This is a genomic window from Streptomyces sp. NPDC059917, from assembly GCF_042730635.1.
Lineage (GTDB): Bacteria > Actinomycetota > Actinomycetes > Streptomycetales > Streptomycetaceae > Streptomyces.
In genome coordinates this window covers 153,211-172,826 of record NZ_JBHWLC010000007.1, presented here as the reverse complement: position 1 = coordinate 172,826, position 19,616 = coordinate 153,211, and the positions used below count along the sequence as shown (strand labels likewise).

General features: G+C 72.4%; 19 protein-coding genes and 1 tRNA gene. 11 read left to right on the top strand and 9 right to left on the bottom strand.

Annotation, left to right across the window (positions count from 1 at the left end; genetic code table 11):
- Positions 1 to 6 precede the first annotated feature (6 nt).
- From ACFWAR_RS06845 to ACFWAR_RS06835, 3 genes are read right to left on the bottom strand one after another with little or no spacing between them, the layout of a single operon-like run.
- The gene (locus tag ACFWAR_RS06845; protein ID WP_385773812.1) at positions 7 to 786 is read right to left on the bottom strand and encodes a TrmH family RNA methyltransferase; all 780 of its coding nucleotides are present in this window, start codon (positions 784 to 786) and stop codon (positions 7 to 9) included.
- Positions 787 to 796: 10 nt separating this feature from the next.
- The gene (locus tag ACFWAR_RS06840; RefSeq protein ID WP_385773810.1) at positions 797 to 2,083 is read right to left on the bottom strand and encodes an HTTM domain-containing protein; all 1,287 of its coding nucleotides are present in this window, start codon (positions 2,081 to 2,083) and stop codon (positions 797 to 799) included.
- Positions 2,011 to 2,721: a DUF5819 family protein gene (locus tag ACFWAR_RS06835; RefSeq protein WP_385773808.1), complete on the bottom strand. Its 711-nt coding sequence runs from the start codon at positions 2,719 to 2,721 to the stop codon at positions 2,011 to 2,013. Before ACFWAR_RS06835 ends, ACFWAR_RS06840 begins: the two co-directional genes overlap by 73 nt.
- Before the next feature lie 135 nt (positions 2,722 to 2,856).
- On the opposite strand from ACFWAR_RS06835, the gene paaA reads away from it, so the two are divergent.
- The 6 genes from paaA (at position 2,857) to ACFWAR_RS06805 (ending at position 7,765) form a co-directional block, all read left to right on the top strand.
- Positions 2,857 to 3,819, top strand: a complete 963-nt coding sequence (gene paaA / locus ACFWAR_RS06830) for a 1,2-phenylacetyl-CoA epoxidase subunit PaaA (RefSeq protein WP_385773858.1) — start codon at positions 2,857 to 2,859, stop codon at positions 3,817 to 3,819.
- The gene (paaB, locus tag ACFWAR_RS06825) at positions 3,816 to 4,100 is read left to right on the top strand and encodes a 1,2-phenylacetyl-CoA epoxidase subunit PaaB (protein ID WP_330331447.1); all 285 of its coding nucleotides are present in this window, start codon (positions 3,816 to 3,818) and stop codon (positions 4,098 to 4,100) included. Before paaA ends, paaB begins: the two co-directional genes overlap by 4 nt.
- Before the next feature lie 65 nt (positions 4,101 to 4,165).
- The gene (gene paaC, locus ACFWAR_RS06820; RefSeq protein ID WP_385773856.1) at positions 4,166 to 4,882 is read left to right on the top strand and encodes a 1,2-phenylacetyl-CoA epoxidase subunit PaaC; all 717 of its coding nucleotides are present in this window, start codon (positions 4,166 to 4,168) and stop codon (positions 4,880 to 4,882) included.
- Complete coding sequence (gene paaD, locus ACFWAR_RS06815; RefSeq protein ID WP_385773806.1) at positions 4,876 to 5,370, top strand: 1,2-phenylacetyl-CoA epoxidase subunit PaaD; 495 nt, start codon at positions 4,876 to 4,878, stop codon at positions 5,368 to 5,370. The genes paaC and paaD overlap by 7 nt, the downstream gene beginning before the upstream one ends.
- Complete coding sequence (locus tag ACFWAR_RS06810) at positions 5,371 to 6,483, top strand: 2Fe-2S iron-sulfur cluster-binding protein (protein WP_385773804.1); 1,113 nt, start codon at positions 5,371 to 5,373, stop codon at positions 6,481 to 6,483. It abuts the gene before it with no gap.
- A gap of 136 nt (positions 6,484 to 6,619) precedes the next feature.
- On the top strand, positions 6,620 to 7,765 hold the full coding sequence (locus tag ACFWAR_RS06805; protein WP_385773802.1) for an acyl-CoA dehydrogenase family protein: 1,146 nt from the start codon (positions 6,620 to 6,622) through the stop codon (positions 7,763 to 7,765).
- A 16-nt stretch (positions 7,766 to 7,781) separates the two neighbouring features.
- Here ACFWAR_RS06805 and ACFWAR_RS06800 read toward each other — a convergent pair whose 3' ends face one another.
- The 6 genes from ACFWAR_RS06800 to ACFWAR_RS06775 form a co-directional block, all read right to left on the bottom strand.
- Positions 7,782 to 8,135 carry a rhodanese-like domain-containing protein gene (locus tag ACFWAR_RS06800; RefSeq protein ID WP_385773800.1) on the bottom strand — a complete coding sequence of 118 codons (354 nt, stop codon included), beginning with the start codon at positions 8,133 to 8,135 and terminating at the stop codon, positions 7,782 to 7,784.
- A gap of 91 nt (positions 8,136 to 8,226) precedes the next feature.
- Complete coding sequence (locus ACFWAR_RS06795) at positions 8,227 to 9,042, bottom strand: J domain-containing protein (RefSeq protein ID WP_385773798.1); 816 nt, start codon at positions 9,040 to 9,042, stop codon at positions 8,227 to 8,229.
- Between the two features lie 50 nt (positions 9,043 to 9,092).
- Positions 9,093 to 10,577, bottom strand: a complete 1,485-nt coding sequence (locus ACFWAR_RS06790; RefSeq protein ID WP_385773796.1) for a DUF2252 domain-containing protein — start codon at positions 10,575 to 10,577, stop codon at positions 9,093 to 9,095.
- A 119-nt stretch (positions 10,578 to 10,696) separates the two neighbouring features.
- Entirely contained in the window at positions 10,697 to 11,332 is a 636-nt protein-coding gene (locus tag ACFWAR_RS06785) for a response regulator (protein WP_385773794.1), read from the bottom strand.
- A 103-nt stretch (positions 11,333 to 11,435) separates the two neighbouring features.
- On the bottom strand, positions 11,436 to 13,115 hold the full coding sequence (locus ACFWAR_RS06780) for a sensor histidine kinase (RefSeq protein ID WP_385773854.1): 1,680 nt from the start codon (positions 13,113 to 13,115) through the stop codon (positions 11,436 to 11,438).
- A 152-nt stretch (positions 13,116 to 13,267) separates the two neighbouring features.
- A tRNA-Leu gene (locus tag ACFWAR_RS06775) sits at positions 13,268 to 13,350 on the bottom strand.
- 291 nt (positions 13,351 to 13,641) lie between these two features.
- Between ACFWAR_RS06775 and ACFWAR_RS06770 the strand changes: the two genes are divergently transcribed.
- The 5 genes from ACFWAR_RS06770 (at position 13,642) to ACFWAR_RS06750 (ending at position 19,555) form a co-directional block, all read left to right on the top strand.
- Entirely contained in the window at positions 13,642 to 14,478 is an 837-nt protein-coding gene (locus ACFWAR_RS06770) for an FhaA domain-containing protein (protein ID WP_385773792.1), read from the top strand.
- Between the two features lie 10 nt (positions 14,479 to 14,488).
- The gene (locus ACFWAR_RS06765) at positions 14,489 to 15,001 is read left to right on the top strand and encodes an FHA domain-containing protein (protein ID WP_354378799.1); all 513 of its coding nucleotides are present in this window, start codon (positions 14,489 to 14,491) and stop codon (positions 14,999 to 15,001) included.
- A gap of 93 nt (positions 15,002 to 15,094) precedes the next feature.
- A complete protein-coding gene (locus ACFWAR_RS06760; protein WP_385773789.1) occupies positions 15,095 to 16,639 on the top strand; it encodes a PP2C family protein-serine/threonine phosphatase in 1,545 nt (514 codons plus the stop codon).
- 31 nt (positions 16,640 to 16,670) lie between these two features.
- Complete coding sequence (locus ACFWAR_RS06755) at positions 16,671 to 18,095, top strand: FtsW/RodA/SpoVE family cell cycle protein (RefSeq protein ID WP_385773787.1); 1,425 nt, start codon at positions 16,671 to 16,673, stop codon at positions 18,093 to 18,095.
- Positions 18,092 to 19,555 carry a peptidoglycan D,D-transpeptidase FtsI family protein gene (locus ACFWAR_RS06750; RefSeq protein ID WP_385773785.1) on the top strand — a complete coding sequence of 488 codons (1,464 nt, stop codon included), beginning with the start codon at positions 18,092 to 18,094 and terminating at the stop codon, positions 19,553 to 19,555. Before ACFWAR_RS06755 ends, ACFWAR_RS06750 begins: the two co-directional genes overlap by 4 nt.
- The last annotated feature ends 61 nt before the right edge of the window (positions 19,556 to 19,616 follow it).

Sequence of the window (19,616 nt, the reverse complement as noted above, 5' to 3'; positions counted from 1 at the left end):
CACTGGTCAGGCCTTCGGGCCGCCCCAGTGAAAGAGGGTCATGGCCACGCTGGTGGCGAGGTTGTAGCTGGAGACCTGCGGACGCATCGGCAGGGACACCAGGTGATCGGCCCGGGCGCGCAGTTCGGGCGAGATGCCGTGGCGTTCCGAGCCGAAGGCGAGCAGGGCGTCGTCCGGGAGGGTGAGGGCGCGGATGTCCTCGCCCTCCGGATCGAGCGCGTAGAGCGGCCCCGGGGGCAGCTCCTCCAGCTCCAGCCGGGCCACCGAAGTGGCGTAGTGCAGCCCGGCGCCCGCGCGGACCACGTGCGGGTGCCAGGGGTCGAGATCGCCCCGGGTCACGACGCCGGTGGCGCCGAAACCGGCCGCGAGGCGGACGACGGCGCCGACGTTGCCCAGGTTGCGCGGGTTGTCCAGGACCACCACCGGCGCGCTGCGGGGGGTGCGCTCGAGCGCGCCCCGCAGGGCCTCCCGGTCCGGGCGCACGGCGAGGGCCGCGACCCCGGTCGGGTGCACGCGGGTCACCAGCTCGCGCAAGGGCGCCTCGCGCACGAGGCCGTCCAGGGCGGCCCGGACGTCCGGGGCCAGTTCGTCGGCCAGCTCCAGCAGCGCCCCGCGGTCCTCGGCGACGGCGAGGGCGACCTCCGCGCCGAAGCGCACCGCGTGCTTGAGCGCGTGGAAACCGTCGAGGAGCACCAGCTCCTCCCGCCCCGCGGCCTCGCGCCACCGCCGGACCGCCTCGTCCGCCCCGTCCGCCTCGGCCGCACGGGCCGTCTCTGCGCTGCTCATGCGCACGACCTTACGGCGCGGGCGCGGGCGCGCACTCCCGCTCCTGCGGCGGCGGCGAAGGCTCCGCGTCCGCGGCCCGGTCCGCGGACCCGCCCGCCCGTTCGCGCAGGGCCCGGGCCCGCGCCCCCAGCCACACCAGGAACACCGTCGGCAGGAAGACGGCGTCGGCGGCGATCATCGCCAGCGAGAAGAACGGCAGCCCCAGCAGCACCGCGATCCCCGCGTGCTCCAGCATCATCACGCAGAGCAGTACGTTCTTGATCCGCCGGTTGAAGAGCGTGAACGGGAAGGCGACCTGCACCATGACCGTCCCGTAGGTCAGCAGCATCACCAGGGTGCCGCTGGCCGCGAGCAGCCCCGAGAGCGCGGGCCAGGGCGTGAAGTAGTCCAGCCCCAGCGGGTAGTACAGGGCGGTGCCGTCCTGCCAGCGCGAGCCCTGGATCTTGTACCAGCCGGCCGTGGCGTAGATCAGGCAGACCTCCACCATGATCACCAGCAGTCCCGCGTTGTGCACCAGGTCGGCGATCACGTCCAGGGTCGCGCGTCCCTCGCCGTCCGGCTCGTAGCGCTCGACCATCCACCACAGGCCCTGGACCACCCACAGCGTCGCGAACACGGCCAGCCAGCCGGTGCTGACCGCGTCGGTGAAGGCGGCGTAGGGCAGCACCAGGCCCAGCAGGACCCACAGCACCGGCCCGGCGGCCCCGGTGGACGCCGATCCGGTCCGCGCCGCGCGCCGCGCGTCCAGCGACCAGACCTGCGCGCACCGGGTGAGCACGAGGTAGAGGGCCATCAGGTGGATGACGTTGTCCCCGCCGTCGCCCATGAACACGCTGCGGTTCTGCAGGGACAGCACCCCGACCATGAACAGCACGGACGTCGCCCGGGTGCGCCAGCCGAGCAGCAGCAGCGCCGCCGACCCGAGCGCGAGCGCGTAGACGATCTCGAACCAGAGCGTCGAGTCCGACCACATCAGCACGGTGAAGGCGCGGTTCGAGTCGATCAGCCGCTCGGCCAGCTGCCAGCTCCAGGGCCCGTCGGGACCGTACAGCTCGCGCCGGTTCGGGAACTCGCGCAGCAGGAAGAGCAGCCAGGTCGCGGAGAACCCGATCCGGACGACGGCGCTCTGGTACGGGCCCAGCGCCTGCCCGGTGGCCTTCGCCAGCCCCCGGCCCACCGCCGCCCGGACCGCACCGGCGCGGGCGCGGACGGGGGCGCCGGGGCTCACACGCTCGGCACGGTCCACCACGGCAGCTCCCGGTAGTAGGTCTGGGTGTCGGTCTTCTCCGCGCTCCACGGCGGCGCCGCCACCGAGGTCGTCGCCGAGCGCAGCTGGATCCGCAGGATCCGGTCCCCCGCGCCGGTGCCGGCGCCGGTGCCGGAGCCGGTCAGCCGGGCGACGGCGATCCGCTGGAGGTAGGTCTCGGAGAGCGCGCCCCGGTCGCCGTTCGGCTTGTTGTCCTCGTCGTGCGAGCCCGTGAAGAAGTCCCAGGCCCGGCGGAGCTCGTTCTGCTGGGTGTGGCTGGGGAGCGGGTTGTGCCGTATGGCGTCGGCGTCGGCGGCGGACAGGTCGCGCCACGCGGTGGTGGTCAGCTCCCCCGCTCCGGTGCGCACCTGGGCGCGCGCCTCGACGGCGATGTTCTGCTGGAGCGGGTTCGGCGCGAAGAGCTTCCAGTTCTGCTCGAACTCGGGGTAGATCCAGTCGTCCACCGTGCGCGCGTGCTGTTTGCCGACCGTGTTGGACGGCGCGACGTGCAGGAACACCAGCGCCAGGTGCCAGCAGGTGGTGACCGCGACGGCGCCGAGCGCCAGGGCCGCGACGACCCGGTACGGGGTGGACAGACCGGCGATTCCGGGGGCTCGGGGCGGCCGCGCCGGGGGCCCTGCCGCGGCTTCGTGCTCCTTCGAAACCATCCCGCCCCGATCTTCGGCCATCCACAGAGGTTGACACCCTACGGGCCGTCGTCTCACCATTGAAGAGAATGAACCGAACGATCGGTCGGTCGGGCGGTAGGGCGACATCGGCAGGGGGCCGTGATGGTGGCAGTGACCCCGGAGACGGGGCAGGGCATGGCCCTCGCGGCAGGCCTGACGGAGCAGCTGGTGGCGGCCTTCGAGGCGGCCGTCGCGGCCGAGGAGCGGGTCGAACCGCGCGACTGGATGCCCGAGGAGTACCGCGCCTCGCTGGTCCGCCAGATGGCCCAGCACGCCCACTCCGAAATCATCGGCATGCAGCCCGAGGCCAACTGGATCACCCGCGCGCCCTCGCTGCGCCGCAAGGCGATCCTGATGGCCAAGGTGCAGGACGAGGCCGGCCACGGGCTCTACCTGTACAGCGCCGCGGAGACCCTGGGCACCAGCCGCGACGAGCTGCTCGACAAGCTGCACGCCGGCAAGCAGAAGTACTCCTCGATCTTCAACTACCCCACCCTGACCTGGGCCGACGTCGGCGCCATCGGCTGGCTCGTGGACGGCGCGGCGATCACCAACCAGGTCCCGATCTGCCGCTGCTCCTACGGTCCGTACGCCCGGGCCATGGTCCGCATCTGCAAGGAGGAGTCCTTCCACCAGCGCCAGGGCTACGAGCTGCTGCTCGCCCTCTCGCAGGGCACCGAGGCGCAGCACGCCATGGCGCAGGACGCGGTCGACCGCTGGTGGTGGCCCTCCCTGATGATGTTCGGCCCGCCCGACGACGAGTCGGCGCACTCCGCCCAGTCGATGGCCTGGCGGATCAAGCGGCACACCAATGACGAGCTGCGCCAGCGCTTCGTGGACATCGCCGTCCCGCAGGCCGAGTCGCTGGGCCTGACCCTGCCCGACCCGGACCTGCGGTGGAACGAGGAGCGCGGGCACCACGACTTCGGCGCGATCGACTGGTCGGAGTTCTGGGACGTGCTCAAGGGCAACGGCCCCTGCAACGACCAGCGCATCGGCCAGCGCCGCCGGGCGCACGAGGACGGCGCGTGGGTCCGCGACGCGGCCGCGGCGTACGCGTCCAAGCACACCGCACAGAACGAGGAGGCACGGGTATGACGCAGAACTGGCCGCTGTGGGAGGTGTTCGTGCGCTCGCGCCGCGGGCTCTCGCACACGCACGCGGGGAGCCTGCACGCCCCCGACGCGGAGATGGCGCTGCGCAATGCCCGCGACCTGTACACGCGGCGGGGCGAGGGCATCTCCATCTGGGTGGTGCCCTCGGCGGCGGTGACCGCGTCCTCGCCGGACGAGCGGGACCCGTTCTTCGCCTCGGCGGGCGACAAGCCGTACCGCCACCCCACCTTCTACGACATCCCGGAGGGGGTGCGTCACCTGTGACCACCACGTCGCAGACCCCGCCGCGTACCCCGCCCGCGGCCGCCGCGCCCGGCGGCTCCGTCCCGCTGACGGAGTCCGAGCGCACGGCGGCCCTCGCCCTGGGCGACGACGCGCTGATCCTCTCCCACCGCCTCGGCGAGTGGGCCGGGCACGCGCCCGTCCTGGAGGAGGAGGTCGCGCTGGCGAACATCGCCCTCGACCTGCTGGGCCAGGCCCGCGTGCTGCTCTCCATGGTCGGCGACGAGGACGAGCTGGCCTTCCTCCGCGAGGAGCGCGCCTTCCGCAACGTCCAGCTGGCCGAGCAGCCGGTCGGGGACTTCGCCCACACCATCGTGCGCCAGCTCTTCTTCTCGCTCCACCAGCAGCTGCTCTTCACCGAACTGGCCGCCGGGGACGGGCCCTTCGCGCCGCTCGCGGCCAAGGCGGTCAAGGAGATCGCCTACCACCGCGACCACGCCGAGCAGTGGACCCTGCGGCTCGGCGACGGCACCGAGGAGAGCGCGCGCAGGATGCGGGCCGCCCTGGACTCCCTGTGGAGGTTCACCGGCGAGCTGTTCCAGCCGGTGCCCGGCCTGGAGGTGGACTGGGCCGCCCTGGAGGAACGCTGGCTGACCGCGGTGGGCGAGGTGCTGGGGCGGGCCCGCCTGGCGCTGCTGGAAGGCCCCCGCACCGGAGCCTGGGCCGCCGGAGCCGGGCGCCAGGGCCTGCACACCGAGTCGTTCGGGCGGATGCTCGCGGAGATGCAGCACCTGCACCGCAGCCACCCGGGGGCCTCGTGGTGACCGCGACGCGGCTGGAGGAGCAGCTGGCGGCGCTGGCGGGCTCGGTGCCCGACCCCGAGCTGCCCGTGCTGACCCTGGCCGAGCTGGGCGTGGTGCGCGGGGTGCGGATGGGCGAGGACGGGAGCGCCCAGGTGACGCTCACCCCGACCTACACCGGGTGCCCCGCCATCGAAGCCATGTCCGCCGACATCGAGCGGGTGCTGCACGACCACGGCATCGCCGAGGTGAGCGTGCGGACCGTGCTCTCGCCCGCCTGGTCCACCGATGACATCAGCGCCGAGGGCCGCCGCAAGCTGGCGGAGTTCGGGATCGCCCCGCCCCGGCCGCACGCGGCCGGCGGGCCGGTGTCGATCAGCCTGTCGGTGCGCTGCCCGCAGTGCGGGTCCACCGACACCGAGCTGCTCAGCCGCTTCTCCTCCACCGCGTGCAAGGCCCTGCGCCGCTGCGTCTCCTGCCGCGAGCCGTTCGACCACTTCAAGGAGCTGTAGATGACCGCGGCCCGGCACGGCGCGTTCCACCCGTTGACGGTGACGGAGGTCGAGAGGCTCACCGACGACTCGGTCGCGCTCACCCTGCGGGTGCCGCCGGAGCTGCGCGAGGAGTACCGGCACGCCCCGGGCCAGCACCTGACCCTGCGCCGCCGACCGGCCGACGGGTCGGAGGTCCGGCGCACGTATTCGATCTGCTCCCCCGCCCCGGCCGCCGACGGTCCCGGTCCGCAGTGGCTGCGGGTCGGGGTGCGGCTGGTGGAGGGCGGCGAGTTCTCCACCTTCGCGCACAAGGAGATCGCCGCGGGGGACGTCCTGGAGGTGATGGTCCCGGCCGGCCGGTTCGTGCTGGACCCGGCCGCCGCCCCGGCCACCGCGCACTACGCGGCCGTCGTCGGCGGCAGCGGGATCACCCCGGTGCTGTCGATCGCCGCGACCCTGCTCGCCGCCCGGCAGGACGCCCGGTTCTGCCTGGTGCGCAGCGACCGTACGGCGGCCTCGACGATGTTCCTGGAGGACGTCGCCGACCTCAAGGACCGCTACCCCGACCGGTTCCAGCTGGTCACCGTCCTGTCCCGGGAGGAGCAGGAGGCCGGGCTGCCGTCCGGGCGGCTCGACGAGGAGCGGCTGGCGGCGCTGCTGCCCGCGCTCCTGCCGGTGGGCGAGGTGGCGGGCTGGTTCCTGTGCGGGCCCTACGGCCTGGTCCAGGGCGCCGAGCGGGCGCTGGGCGCGCTGGGCGTCGCCCGCGCCCGGATCCACGAGGAGATCTTCCACGTCGAGGACACCGCCACCACCGCGGCGCCCGCCGCCACCGGTCCCAGCGGCGGTCCGGGCGCGGCGGCCCGGGTCACCGCCCGGCTCGACGGCCGCTCCGGCACCTGGCCCGTCCAGGAGGGCGAGTCCCTGCTGGACGCGGTGCTGCGGGGCCGCGCGGACGCCCCGTACGCCTGCAAGGGCGGGGTGTGCGGCACCTGTCGGGCGTTCCTGGTGACGGGCGAGGTCCGGATGGAGCGGAACTTCGCGCTGGAGGCCGAGGAGACCGAGGCCGGATTCGTGCTGGCCTGCCAGTCGCACCCCGTGACGGAGGAAGTGGAGATCGACTTCGACCGCTGATCCGGTGCGTGCGGCGGCGGTCGCCCGGGCCGCCGCACGGAGCCGCGCGCGGTACTCCTGTGCTTTTTCAGGAACGTGTTCTATCTTGACGCACCGTCAGACAGAAACACATCCGGTGCGCGCGGGAGGACAGGCAGTGGACTTCACCTTCACCGAGGAGCAGCAGGCCGCGGTCGAGGCGGCGAGGGCCGTCTTCGCGGACGTCGCGCCCGACAGCGTGCCCAGCCCCGCGCTCACGCCGGGCTCCGTCGCCGACGAGTTCGACCGACCGCTGTGGGCCAAGCTCGCCGCCGGCGACCTGATCGGCCTGGTCCTCGACCCGGCGCACGGCGGGGCGGGGCTCGACACCATCGCCCTGTGCCTGGTCCTGCGCGAAGCGGCGAAGGTACTGGCCCGGGTGCCGCTGCTGGAGCACTGCGCCACCGCCATGGCGATCCAGGCGCACGGCGGCCCGGCCCTGCACGCCGAACTGCTGCCCGCGCTCGCCCGCGGCGAGAGCGTGCTGACCGTCGCCGCCCACGGCCGCTCGGGCCACGACCCGGCCGAGCTGGCCGTCACCGCCCGCCGGGAGGACGACGGCGGCTGGACCCTGGACGGCGTGCAGACGGCCGTTCCCTGGGCGCACAGCGCCGACTGGATCGCCGTACCCGCCCACCTCGGTGAGGGGGACGCGGTCATCGCGCTCGTCCCGCGCGGCGCCGAAGGCCTCGCCCTCGCCGACCAGTTCTCCACCAGCGGCGAGAAGATGGCGGAGCTGACCCTGGACGGGGTACGGGTCCCCGCGGACCACCTCATCGACGCACCCGGCGCCTGGGAGCGGCTGCGTCAGGTGCTGGCCACCGGCACCTGCGCCCTGGCCCTCGGCCTCGGCGAGGGCGTCCTGACCATGACCAGCCAGTACACGAGCAAGCGCGAGCAGTTCGGCTTCCCCGTCGCCAGCTTCCAGGCGGTCGCGGTACAGGCCGCCGACCGCTACATCGACCTGCGCGCCATGGAGGTCACCCTCTGGCAGGCCGCCTGGCGGCTGGACGCGGCGACGGACGGAGCGGGCGGGCCGCTGCCGAGCGCCGGGGACGTGGCGGTGGCCAAGATCTGGGCGTCCGACGGGGTCCGCCGGGTCGTCCAGACCGCCCAGCACCTGCACGGCGGCTTCGGCGCCGACACCGACTACCCCCTGCACCGCTACCACGCCTGGGCCAAGCAGCTGGAACTCCAGCTCGGCCCGGCGGCGGCCCACGAGGAGGCCCTGGGCGACCTGCTGGCCGCCCATCCCCTCACCTGACCGCCCCGAGCGGGTCCTACAGGACGAAGGCCGGGTTCCCGTTGTCCGTCACCATCGGGCGCCCGGCGGCGTCCCAGGCCTGCATCCCGCCGTCGATGTTCACCGCGTCGATCTCCTGGCGCACCAGGTACTGGGTGACCTGCGCGGAGCGCCCGCCGACCCGGCACATCACGTGGACGCGCGGGGCGCCCTCGATCGCGTCCATGGCCTCGGTCAGCTCACCGAAGCGCGCCACGAAGTCGCTCATCGGGATGTGCAGCGCACCCTCGACATGACCGGCCGCCCATTCGTCGTCCTCACGGACGTCGAGGACAAAGCCTTCGGAGGGCACCGCGGCAACGTCCACCGAGGGGAGCGGTCCGAAGTTCATAGCTGTCGCCTTCTCTCGTAACAGGGGTGGTCAGAACCTATCCGAACCGCGCCGGACACCGCCCCACCCCACGGACATCCGCCGCGGACCCCTACTCGGCCAGCGCGGCCAGCTCCGCCTCGCGCTCGGAGACCTGCCCGAGCAGCTGCTCGGCGATCTCCTCCAGCAGCCGGTCGGGGTCCTCCGGAGCCATCCGCAGCATCGACCCGATCGCGCTGTCCTCCAGCTCCCGCGCCACCACGGCCAGCAGCTCCTTGCGGCGCGCGAGCCACTCCAGGCGTGCGTAGAGCTCCTCGGTCTGCGAGGGGCGCTCCTCCTGCGGCGCCGGACCGGCCGCCCACTCCTCGGCCAGCTCCCGCAGCAGCGGTTCGTCGCCCCGCCCGTACGCGGAGTTCACCCGGGCGATGAACTCGTCCCGCCGGGTCCGCTCCGCATCGTCCTGCGCCAGGTCGGGGTGGGCCTGGCGGACCAGTTCGCGGTAGAGGCGGCGGACCTCCTCGGACGGGCGGACCCGCTCCGGAGGCCGCACCGGCTGGTCGGTGAGCATGGCACCGGCGTCGTCGGAGATGCCGTCCGAGTCCAACCAGTCGTGGAACAGCTCGTCCACTCCGGGCATCGGCATGACCAGCGCCCGCGCGTCCCGCGCCCTGCGCAGGTCCTCGGGGTCACCGGTGCGGGCCGCCCTGGCCTCGGCGATCAGCGCGTCGAGCTCGTCGAGCCGCGAGTACATCGGGCCGAGCTTCTGGTGGTGCAGCCGGGAGAAGTTCTCGACCTCCACCCGGAAGGTCTCCACCGCGATCTCGAACTCGATCAGCGCCTGCTCGGCGGCGCGCACGGCCCGCTCCAGCCGCGCCTCGGGACGCTCGTCGTCGGAGGCCGCGGGGTCCTTGGCAGTCTGCTCGTTCACCCGGCCACCCTACGGCCCGCCCGAAGCGCGTGTTTCACGTGAAACATCCCTCACACACCCGACTCGGCGGCGACCCGCCCGGACCGCACCGCGGCCACCAGATCCGCGTGATCGGCCTCACTGCGGTCGGCGTAGGCCACCGCGAAGGCGGCGACGGCCTCGTCCAGTTCCTCGTTCTTGCCGCAGTACCCGGCCAGGACCCGCGGATCGGCACTGTGCGCGTGCGCCCGCGCGAGCAGCGCCCCGGTCATCCGGCCGTAGTCGTCGATCTGGTCCACGGCGAGCGCGGCCGGGTCCACGCTGCCCTTGCGGTTGCGGAACTGCCGCACCTGGAAGGGACGGCCCTCGACCGTGGTCCAGCCGAGCAGGATGTCGGAGACGACCTGCATCCGCTTCTGCCCGGCGACCACCCGGCGGCCCTCGTGCTCCTCCGGCGGGGCGTCGAAGCCCAGCCCCGCCAGGTGCGGCAGGAGCACCGAGGGCCGCGCCTCCTTCACCTGGAGCACCAGCGGCTCACCGCGGTGGTCCAGCAGCAGCACCACGTAGGAACGGGTCCCGACGCTGCCCGTGCCCACCACCCGGAAGGCCACGTCGTGGATCGCGTACCGGGCCAGCAGCGGCAGCCGGTCCCCCTGGAGCGTGTGCAGGTACGGGCCCAACGAGGCCGCGACCGCCGCCGCCTCCTGGTCCCCGACCCGCCGCAGCACCGGCAACGCGTCCACGAAACGGCGACCGCCGTCGGGCGCGACCTCGGTGGACTTGGCGGCGAACCGCGCACTGGTGTTGTTACGGGCCTTCTCCGACACCCGCTCCAGCGTGCCCAGCAGATCCCGGGCGTCGGTGTGCGAGACCAGTTCCTCGTCGGCGATGGCGTTCCAGGCGTCCAGCGCCGGCAGCTTGGCCAGCAACCGCATCGTGCGCCGGTAGGCGCCGACCGTGTCCAGGGCGGCCGCCCGGCAGGTGTCCTCGTCGGCCCCCGCCACCCGCCCGGCCAGCACCAGCGAGGTGGCCAGCCGCTTGAGGTCCCACTCCCAGGGCCCGAAGACGGTCTCGTCGAAGTCGTTGAGGTCGATCACCAGCCGCCCTCGGGCGTCGCCGTACAGCCCGAAGTTGGCCGCGTGGGCGTCCCCGCAGATCTGCGCGCCCACCCCGGTCACCGGCGTCGCCGCCAGGTCATGGGCCATCAGACCGGCGGCCCCGCGCAGGAACGCGAAGGGATTGGCCGCCATCCGCCCCACCCGGATCGGCGTCAGCTCCGCCACCCGTCCGACGTTGGACTCCTCCACCGCGCGCACCGCGTCCGGACGTCCGGCCACCGGCGCGAACCGCGCGTGCGCGGCGCGCGGCACCCGGTCCCGCAGCGCCTTGCCCTCGGCCCGGGGCGAGGGCGCGCCCACCGCCGCCACCCGCGCCGCGTACCCCGCGACCTCCGGTATCCGCTCGGCCGCCGCCGCCCTGCCACCGGTCTTGCCCGCGGCCCTGCTGTGGGTCCTGCCGTTGGCCTTCGCCGCGCCCCGGTCCGGTACCGCCGCCATGTGTGCCGCCCCCGCTAGATCACGTGCGCGGAAGAACCACTGCACGTCTGGATCACTGCTCGTCCGCGGATGACCGTACCGATCGGGACAGAGCCGGGGAAGGGGGGTCAAGGGGTACATCAGAGTCCGGCGTCCCGCGCGAGCAGCGCCGCCTGCACCCGGTTCTCACATCCCAGCTTCGCCAGGATCCGGCTCACGTACGTCTTCACCGTCGCCTCGCTCATGTGCAGCCGCCGCCCGGCGTCCGCGTTGGAGAGCCCCTCGCCCAACAACGCCAACACCCCGCGCTCGCGCTCGCTCAGCGCCGCGATGCGGCGCCGGGCCTCCTCGGCGCGCCCCGCGGACCGGCCCGACGCCAACTGGTCCACGACGTGCCGGGTCGCCGCCGGGGAGAGGTACGCGTCCCCCGCCGCGGCCGCCCGGACCGCCCCGATCAGCTCGGCCGGGGCGGAGTCCTTCAGCAGGAAGCCCGCACTGCCGTGGGACAGGGCCCGCAGCACGTTCTCCCGCTCCCCGAAGGTCGTCAGGATCAGGGCGTGCGCCGAGGGCGCCGCCCGCACCAGTTCGTCGAGCGCGGCCAGCCCGTCCATGACCGGCATCTGGATGTCCAGCAGCACCACGTCGGGCGCGTGGGCGCGCGCCAGCTCCACGGCCTCCCGCCCGTTCGCGGCCTCGGCGACCACCTCGATGTCCGGGGCGGAGGTCAGGATCATCCTGATCCCGGCCCGGATGAGCGGTTCGTCATCGGCGATCACCACTCGGATCACACCGCTCGGCGCTCCCGTCGGCCCTGCCGCCCCCGTCGTGCCCGTCACGCCAGTCACCCGCGCCCGCTCCCGCCGCTCCTGCTCCGTGGCCCTAATTGGTCTCGTACGCCTGCTTCTCCACGAGCTTGCCGTCCTTGAAGCAGAACCGGAAAACGCTCTCGGTGGTCGTCTCCCCGTTCCCGGAGGAGGCCAACAGTGCCATGCAGTGCGCGCCCTCCGGCGGCGGCGGGCCCTTCCTCTCCAACCCGTCGGTCAGGATGCTGCTGCCGTCGGGCAGCCGCCCGCGCACCACGTCCTCCGACTCCCCCAGTTTGGCGGCGTCGTAGTCGGCCCGACTGATCGTCACGTCCCCCGCCGAACCCACCAGCAGCGCCACGGCGGCCCCGATCACGATCACCAGCACCACCAGCGCCGCGAAGGCGATCCCGCAGCCCAGCGCGATGCCACCGGTCCGGCCGCGCCCCCGCCGCAGCTCCCGGTCGACCGCGGCCCAGTCCATCGGCGCCGCCGCGCCCTTGCCCCGCGCTCCCCGGAGCTGCTGCCCGAAGTCGTCGGCCACCTCCTCCGCGCCCGTCTCCCGCGCACCGGCCGGTTCCGTCCCGTAGGGCAGCACCCCGGCCACCCGGAAGCCGCCGCCCTCCACGGCTCCGGCGTGGACCATCCCGCCGACGAGCCGGGCGCGCTCGCGCAGCCCCGTCAGCCCCTGGCCGCCCGAGACCACCTCGCCCGCGCCGGGTCCGGCGGCCGGCCCGTTGGCGATCTCGACCACCAGGGAGTCGTCCTCGTACCGCAGTTCCACCGTGATCACCGCGCCCGGTGCGTGCTTGTAGGCGTTGGTGAGGGACTCCTGGGCGATCCGGTACGCCGCGTGGTCGCAGGCCGCGACGAGCGGCCTCGGCCGTCCCGAGGTGGTCAGCCGGACATCGGTGCCCGCGCCGCGCGCCGCCTCGACGATCCCGGCGATCCCGGCCACCCCGCGCGCCGCGGGCCCCGCGGACTCCTCCACCGGTACCGGCGCCTCGACCCCGTCCCGCAGGATGCCGACGACCTCGCGCAGTTCGTGCATGGCCGCCACCGAAGCCTGTCGCAGCACCCCGACCGCCTCGCGCTGGCGTTCGGTCAGCACCGGATCGACCTCCAGCGCGCCGGTGTGCACCGAGATCAGGGCCAGCTGGTGCCCGAGGCTGTCGTGCATGTCCTGGGCGATCCGCTGCCGCTCGCGCAGCCTCGCCTGCCCGGCGACCATCGCCCGCTCGCGCAGGAGCTGGGCGTTGCGCTCCTGGAGGGCGTGCAGCAGCGTGCGGCGCTGGGACCAGTAGCGGCTGGCGAGCGCGGGCATGACGGTCACCGCGAGGAACATCAGCGTGCCGAAGACGACCACCAGCACGACCCGGCCCTGGTCCCAGTCCTTGAAGACGCTGAGCCCGACCGAAGCGACGAAGGCCACGGTGAAGGCGCCGAGCGCCCGCAGGACGCCCTCGATGCGCCGGCCCGCCGACCAGCCGAGCAGGATCGTGACGAGGAACGCACCGGGCAGGTACGCCCCGAGCCCCGAGCCCACCACCAACGTGAGCACCGGCAGCCGGCGCCGCATCAGGGTGAGCAGCAGCACGGCCACCGCGCTGCCCAGCATGCGCAGGGGGGTGCCGTTGTCCAGCTCCTCGACGCCCAGGCCGACCATCACCATCACGGCGGCGAGCACCAGGTCGCCGGCCACCGTCCGCGCAGTCCACGGTTCGGGCCCCTTCAGCCAGTCCAGGCCCGCCCGCATCCTCGCCGTCGCATCCACGCCCCGACCCTAGACAGCGCCCGCACCGCCCGTCCGCCCACTTTCGTCGCGCCCGTCCCAACGAAAGTCGGACGGACCATCGGCACACGACGAAGAAGCCCCGCAGATCGATGATCTGCGGGGCTTCTCACAAGTGGGCGAGGGGGGATTTGAACCCCCACGTCCCGAAGGACACTGGCACCTGAAGCCAGCGCGTCTGCCGTTCCGCCACTCGCCCGAGTAGCTCTCCAGCGGTTCTTCCCTTGCGGGCCGTTCCCCTGGCGACATCGGAACACTAACACGTCAGAGGGGGTGGAATCACATCGCTTTCCCCGACGCCCACCGGCAGTCCCGCCAGCCCCTCCCGGACAGCGCTCCGGGTGCGGGACACTGTTGTCCGGGCGACCCTACGATCCCTTGTGAGGACCAACACTCCTCGCCGCGGACCCGGAGGGGAACCAGCCGAATCCGCCACGCGTGGATACGATCAGTAAGCAGTACAGGGCGACAACGACGGAGGAGGTGCCCCATGGGAGTTCTGAAGCGGTTCGAGCAGCGACTCGAAGGTCTGGTGAACGGCACCTTCGCCAAGGTCTTCAAGTCCGAGGTCCAGCCGGTCGAGATCGCGGGCGCGCTGCAACGCGAGTGCGACAACAACGCGACCATCTGGAACCGCGAGCGGACCGTCGTCCCCAACGACTTCATCGTGGAGCTGAGCGCCGGCGACTACGAGCGGCTGAGCCCCTACTCCGGTCAGCTCGGCGACGAGTTGGCCGGCCTCGTGCGGGACTACGCCAAGCAGCAGCGCTACAGCTTCATGGGTCCCATCAAGGTCCACCTGGAGAAGGCGGACGACCTGGACACCGGTCTGTACCGGGTCCGCAGTCGCACCCTCGCCTCCAGCACCTCCCAGCCGCAGGGCGAGCAGGGCCATCCGCAGCAGGCTCAGCCTTCGCCCGCGCCCGGCCAGGGCCGCGCCGGCGGTTACGGGTATCCGCCCGTCGCCGCCCCGCCCATGCCCCACAACCCTCCGGGCGACCCCCAGCGGCGCCCGGGTCCCGGTCCGGTGCCGGGAAACGGCGGCGCCACGCGCTGCTGGATCGAGATCAACGGCACCCGCCACCAGATCTCGCGCGCCACGCTCGTACTCGGCCGAAGCACCGAAGCCGACGTGCGGATCGACGACCCCGGCGTCTCGCGCCGGCACTGTGAGATCCGGACCGGAACGCCTCCCTCGATCCAGGATCTCGGGTCCACCAACGGCATCGTGGTGGACGGGCAGCACACCACCCGCGCTACGCTCCGCGACGGCTCGCGGATCGTCGTGGGCAACACGACCATCATTTATCGGCAAGCCGAAGGGTGAAGCGGGGGCAATGTCAGAGCTGACCCTTACGGTCATGCGGTTGGGTTTCCTGGCCGTTCTGTGGCTGTTCGTCATCGTGGCCGTCCAGGTCATCCGTAGCGACCTCTTCGGGACGCGGGTGACGCAGCGCGGTTCACGCCGCGGCGGCGACAACCGCGCTCCGCAGCAACAGCAGCAGTCGGGCGGCGGCCGTCAGGCCGCGCCACCGCAGCAGCGCCAGCGCCGCGGTGCGCCGACCAAGCTGGTCGTCTCCGAGGGCACCCTCACGGGCACCACGGTCGCCCTCCAGGGGCAGACCATCACGCTGGGCCGGGCCCACGACTCCACGATCGTGCTGGACGACGACTACGCCTCCAGCCGGCATGCCAGGATCTACCCCGACCGTGACGGCCAGTGGATCGTCGAGGATCTCGGGTCCACCAACGGCACGTATCTCGACCGGACCCGGCTGACCACCCCGACGCCCATTCCTCCGGGCGCCCCGATCCGCATCGGCAAGACCGTCATCGAGCTGCGGAAGTAGTACGAGAATGAGCGAGCGGAGCGAGCGAGCCGCGGCGGTCCGTCCCCTTGGGACGACGGACCCGCGCGCGCTCCCGACCGGAGGGTGGGCAGTGTGGCTCGAGACCGGTTGTACCCGGAGTCGTCGACTGGGCAGGTGCGCATGAGTCTGTCCCTGCGGTTCGCCGCCGGATCGCACAAGGGCATGATCCGCGAGGGCAACGAGGACTCCGGCTATGCCGGTCCGCGCCTGCTCGCGATCGCCGACGGCATGGGTGGCCAGGCCGCCGGTGAGGTCGCCAGTTCCGAGGTGATCTCCACCCTGGTCCAGCTCGACGACGACGTCCCCGGCTCCGACATCCTGACCTCGCTGGCCACGGCCGTGCAGCGGGCCAACGACCAGCTGCGCGTCATGGTCGAGGAGGACCCCCAGCTGGAGGGCATGGGCACCACGCTCACCGCCCTGCTCTGGACCGGTCAGCGCCTCGGCCTCGTCCACGTCGGCGACTCCCGCGCGTACCTGCTGCGCGACGGTCTCCTCACCCAGATCACCCAGGACCACACGTGGGTCCAGCGGCTGGTCGACGAGGGCCGGATCACCGAAGAGGAAGCCACCACCCACCCCCAGCGTTCGCTCCTGATGAGAGCCCTGGGCAGCGGCGAGCACGTGGAGCCCGACCTCTCGATCCGCGAGGTCAGGCCCGGCGACCGCTACCTCATCTGTTCCGACGGCCTCTCCGGCGTGGTCTCGCACCAGACCCTGGAAGAGACCCTCGCCGACTACCACGGCCCGCACGAGACCGTGCAGGCGCTGATCCAGCTCGCCCTGCGCGGCGGCGGCCCGGACAACATCACCTGCATCGTCGCGGACGTCCTCGACACCGACAGCGGTGACACCCTCGCCGCCCAGCTCAACGACACCCCGGTCGTCGTGGGCGCGGTCGCCGAGAACCAGCACCAGCTCTTCGACGGCGGCAACGCCATGCAGACCCCGGCCGGCCGCGCCTCCGGGCTGGGCCGCCAGTCCTCCCCGCCGCCCCCCGGCGCCTTCGGCCCCCCCGGCAGCGGCGAGGGCCCCGGCTACGGCGCCGCTCCCGACGCGGGTTACCCCGGTAACAGCGGCGGCGGTGGCGGCGCGTACGGCAGCTTCGGCGAGGCCGACGGGTACGACGGCGATTCCTCCGCCTACGACGACACCTACGACCACCCGCGCCGGCGCCGCAGCAAAGGGCGCAAGTGGACGACCCGCACGCTGACCCTGCTGATCGTGGCGGGGCTGCTCGGCGGCGGGCTGTACGCGGCCCACCGCTGGACGCAGACCCAGTACTACGTCGGGGCCAAGGACGGGCACGTCGCGCTCTACCGGGGGATCAGCCAGGATCTCGCCTGGATCAAGCTCTCGTCGGTCGAGGCGGACCAGCCGGACATCGAGCTGAAGTACCTGCCGTCCTTCCAGCAGAAGCTCGTCGAGGCCACCATCAGCGAAGGCAGCCTCGACAGCGCCCGCAAGAAGATCGACGAACTCGCCCTCCAGGTCTCGGCCTGCAAGAAGGAAGAGGCGCGCCGCAACGCGGAGGGCCAGCCCAACCAGACCCCGGCGCCCAGCGCCAGCCTGACTCCTGAGGAGCAGAAGCTGGTCGGCCAATGCGGGAAGCAGTAGACAGACGCGGGCACAGGGGGCCTGCCACACCATGAGCGTTGTCACGAACACGACCACCATCGGCGCGATCGAGCTGCCGAGCCGGCGCAACACCGAGCTCCTGCTGCTCGCGTTCGCCGTGGTCATCCCGATCTTCGCCTACGCCAACGTAGGTCTCGCGGTGCACGGCAAGCTGCCCCCGGGCATGCTCGCGTACGGGCTCGGCCTCGGCCTGCTGGCGGGCCTGGCCCACCTCGTCGTGCGCCGGTACGCCAAGTACGCCGACCCGCTGCTGCTTCCGCTGGGCACCCTGCTCAACGGCCTGGGCCTGGTCTTCATCTGGCGCCTGGACCAGTCGGAGCGGCTCCAGGACCTGGCCAAGCGGCAGTTCGGCGGGTTCTCCCCGTCCGCGCCGAACCAGATGTTCTACACGGCGGTCGGCCTCGCGCTGTTCGCCGGCGTGCTGCTGCTGCTCAAGGACCACCGCACGCTCCAGCGGTTCACGTACATCTCCATGGCGGTCTCGCTCGTCCTGCTGATCCTGCCCGTCATCCCGGGCCTGGGCGCCGACGTCTACGGCGCCAAGATCTGGATCAGCCTGGCCGGGTTCTCGATCCAGCCCGGCGAGTTCGCGAAGATCATCATCGCGGTCTTCTTCGCCGGGTACCTGATGGTCAAGCGCGACGCGCTCGCGCTGGCCAGCCGCCGCTTCATGGGGCTCTACCTGCCGCGCGGCCGCGACCTCGGCCCGATCCTGATGATCTGGGGCATGAGCCTGCTCGTCCTCGTCTTCGAGAACGACCTCGGCACCTCGCTCCTCTTCTTCGGCATGTTCGTGATCATGCTGTACGTCGCCACCGAGCGCACCAGCTGGATCGTCATCGGTCTGCTCATGAGCGTCGCCGGCGCCGTCGTGGTCGGCACCACCGCCAGCCACGTCAAGGTCCGCGTCACCGCCTGGCTCGACCCCTTCGCCTGCTACGCCACCTCCGGCGCCTGCGAGCAGGTCGGCCAGTCCCTGATGAGCTTCGGCTCCGGCGGGGTCCTCGGTACCGGCCTCGGCCAGGGCCACTCCGACCTGATCCTCTTCGCCGCCAACTCCGACTTCATCTTCTCGACCGTCGGCGAGGAGCTCGGGCTGGCGGGCGTCATGGCCTTCCTGCTGCTCTACGGCCTGATCATCGAGCGCGGCGTGCGCACGGCGCTCGCCGCCCGCGACCCCTTCGGCAAGCTGTTCGCGATCGGGCTCTCCGGCGCCTTCGCCATCCAGGTCTTCGTCGTCGCGGGTGGCGTCATGGGCCTCATCCCCCTCACCGGCATGACCATGCCGTTCCTCGCGTCCGGCGGCTCCTCCGTCCTCGCGAACTGGGCTCTCATCGGGATCCTCATCCGGATCAGCGACACCGCACGCCGCCCCGCACCGGCCCCGGCACCGTCCCCCGACTCCGAGATGACCCAGGTGGTCCGCCCCTCATGAACAAGCCCCTGCGCCGCATCTCGATCTTCTGCGGGCTGCTCGTCCTCGCCCTGTTGCTGCGGACCAACTGGCTCCAGTACGTCAAGGCCGAGGACCTCAGCACCCGCAAGGAGAACCGCCGGGTCCAGATCGCCCAGTACTCCGCGGAGCGCGGCAACATCATCGTCGGCGGCGGCCAGCCCATCACCGGCTCGGTCGTCACCAACGGCAGCGACTACAAGTTCAAGCGCACCTACCTCGACGGCCCCATGTGGGCGCCGGTCACCGGGTACGCCTCGCAGGCCTTCGGCTCCACCCAGCTCGAATCGCTGGAGGACGGCATCCTCACCGGCAACGACGACCGGCTGTTCTTCGACCGCACCATCGGCATGTTCACGGGCGAGAAGAAGCAGGGCGGCAACGTCGTCACCACGCTGAACCCCGCCGCCCAGAAGGCCGCCTTCACCTCGCTCGGCAACAAGAAGGGCGCGGTCGCCGCCATCGACCCGCGCACCGGCGCGATCCTGGCGCTGGCCAGCACCCCCTCGTACGACCCCTCCACCTTCGCGGGCAACTCCAAGGCCGACGAGAAGGCCTGGGTCGCGCTCAAGGACAGCGAGGACAAGAACCTGGTCAACCGCGCCCTGCGCGAGACCTACCCGCCCGGCTCCACCTTCAAGGTCGTCACCGCCGCCGCCGCGCTGGAGAACGGTGTCGTCTCCGACATCAACGCGCCGACCGACACCCCCGAGCCGTACATCCTGCCGGACACCAAGACCCCGATGGTCAACCACGCCTCCGGGTGCGAGAAGGCCAGCCTCCTCAGGGCCCTCGAGGTCTCCTGCAACTCCGTCTTCGCCAACATGGGCAACAAGGTGGGGCGGGACAACATGGTGAAGACCGCCGAGAAGTTCGGCTTCAACAACGACAAGATCGACACCCCCGTCCGCGCGTTCACGAGCGTCTACGACAAGACCATGGACAAGCCGGGCAACGCGCTCAGCTCCATCGGCCAGTTCAACACCGCCGCCACCCCGCTCCAGATGGCCATGGTCACCGCCGCGATCGCCAACGACGGCAAGCTGATGAAGCCGTACATGGTCGAGAAGGTGACCGCGCCCAACCTCGACGTCCTGCAGACGCACGAACCGGAGGAGATGAGCCGCCCGCTCTCCCCCGCGAACGCGCAGAAGGTCCAGCAGATGATGGTCGATGTCGTCGAGAACGGCACCGGCACCGGCGCCAAGATCAACGGCGTCACGGTCGGCGGCAAGACCGGTACCGCGCAGCACGGCGAGAAGAACGCCAAGCGCCCCTACGCCTGGTTCATCTCCTACGCCAAGACCGACAAGGGCTCGCCCGTCGCCGTCGCCGTCGTGATCGAGGACAGCGCGGCCGACCGCGAGGACATCACCGGTGGCGGTCTCGCCGCGCCCGTCGCCCTCGCGGTCATGAACGCCGTGCTCAAGAACCAGGGCTGAGCCGGGAATGGCCCCGATACGACCCGCCCGCGCCGCGGGCCCGCGCGGCCGCCGCGCGCGG

Excerpts from the sequence above, each read along its gene's own strand:
- ACFWAR_RS06845 (WP_385773812.1), bottom strand. The coding sequence starts at position 786 with ATGAGCAGCGCAGAGACGGCCCGTGCGGCCGAGGCGGACGGGGCGGAC.
- ACFWAR_RS06835 (WP_385773808.1), bottom strand. The coding sequence starts at position 2,721 with ATGGCCGAAGATCGGGGCGGGATGGTTTCGAAGGAGCACGAAGCCGCG.
- paaA (WP_385773858.1), top strand. The coding sequence starts at position 2,857 with ATGGCCCTCGCGGCAGGCCTGACGGAGCAGCTGGTGGCGGCCTTCGAG.
- paaB (WP_330331447.1), top strand. The coding sequence starts at position 3,816 with ATGACGCAGAACTGGCCGCTGTGGGAGGTGTTCGTGCGCTCGCGCCGC.
- ACFWAR_RS06810 (WP_385773804.1), top strand. The coding sequence starts at position 5,371 with ATGACCGCGGCCCGGCACGGCGCGTTCCACCCGTTGACGGTGACGGAG.
- ACFWAR_RS06800 (WP_385773800.1), bottom strand. The coding sequence starts at position 8,135 with ATGAACTTCGGACCGCTCCCCTCGGTGGACGTTGCCGCGGTGCCCTCC.
- ACFWAR_RS06790 (WP_385773796.1), bottom strand. The coding sequence starts at position 10,577 with ATGGCGGCGGTACCGGACCGGGGCGCGGCGAAGGCCAACGGCAGGACC.
- ACFWAR_RS06780 (WP_385773854.1), bottom strand. The coding sequence starts at position 13,115 with ATGCGGGCGGGCCTGGACTGGCTGAAGGGGCCCGAACCGTGGACTGCG.
- ACFWAR_RS06770 (WP_385773792.1), top strand. The coding sequence starts at position 13,642 with ATGGGAGTTCTGAAGCGGTTCGAGCAGCGACTCGAAGGTCTGGTGAAC.
- ACFWAR_RS06765 (WP_354378799.1), top strand. The coding sequence starts at position 14,489 with ATGTCAGAGCTGACCCTTACGGTCATGCGGTTGGGTTTCCTGGCCGTT.
- ACFWAR_RS06755 (WP_385773787.1), top strand. The coding sequence starts at position 16,671 with ATGAGCGTTGTCACGAACACGACCACCATCGGCGCGATCGAGCTGCCG.
- ACFWAR_RS06750 (WP_385773785.1), top strand. The coding sequence starts at position 18,092 with ATGAACAAGCCCCTGCGCCGCATCTCGATCTTCTGCGGGCTGCTCGTC.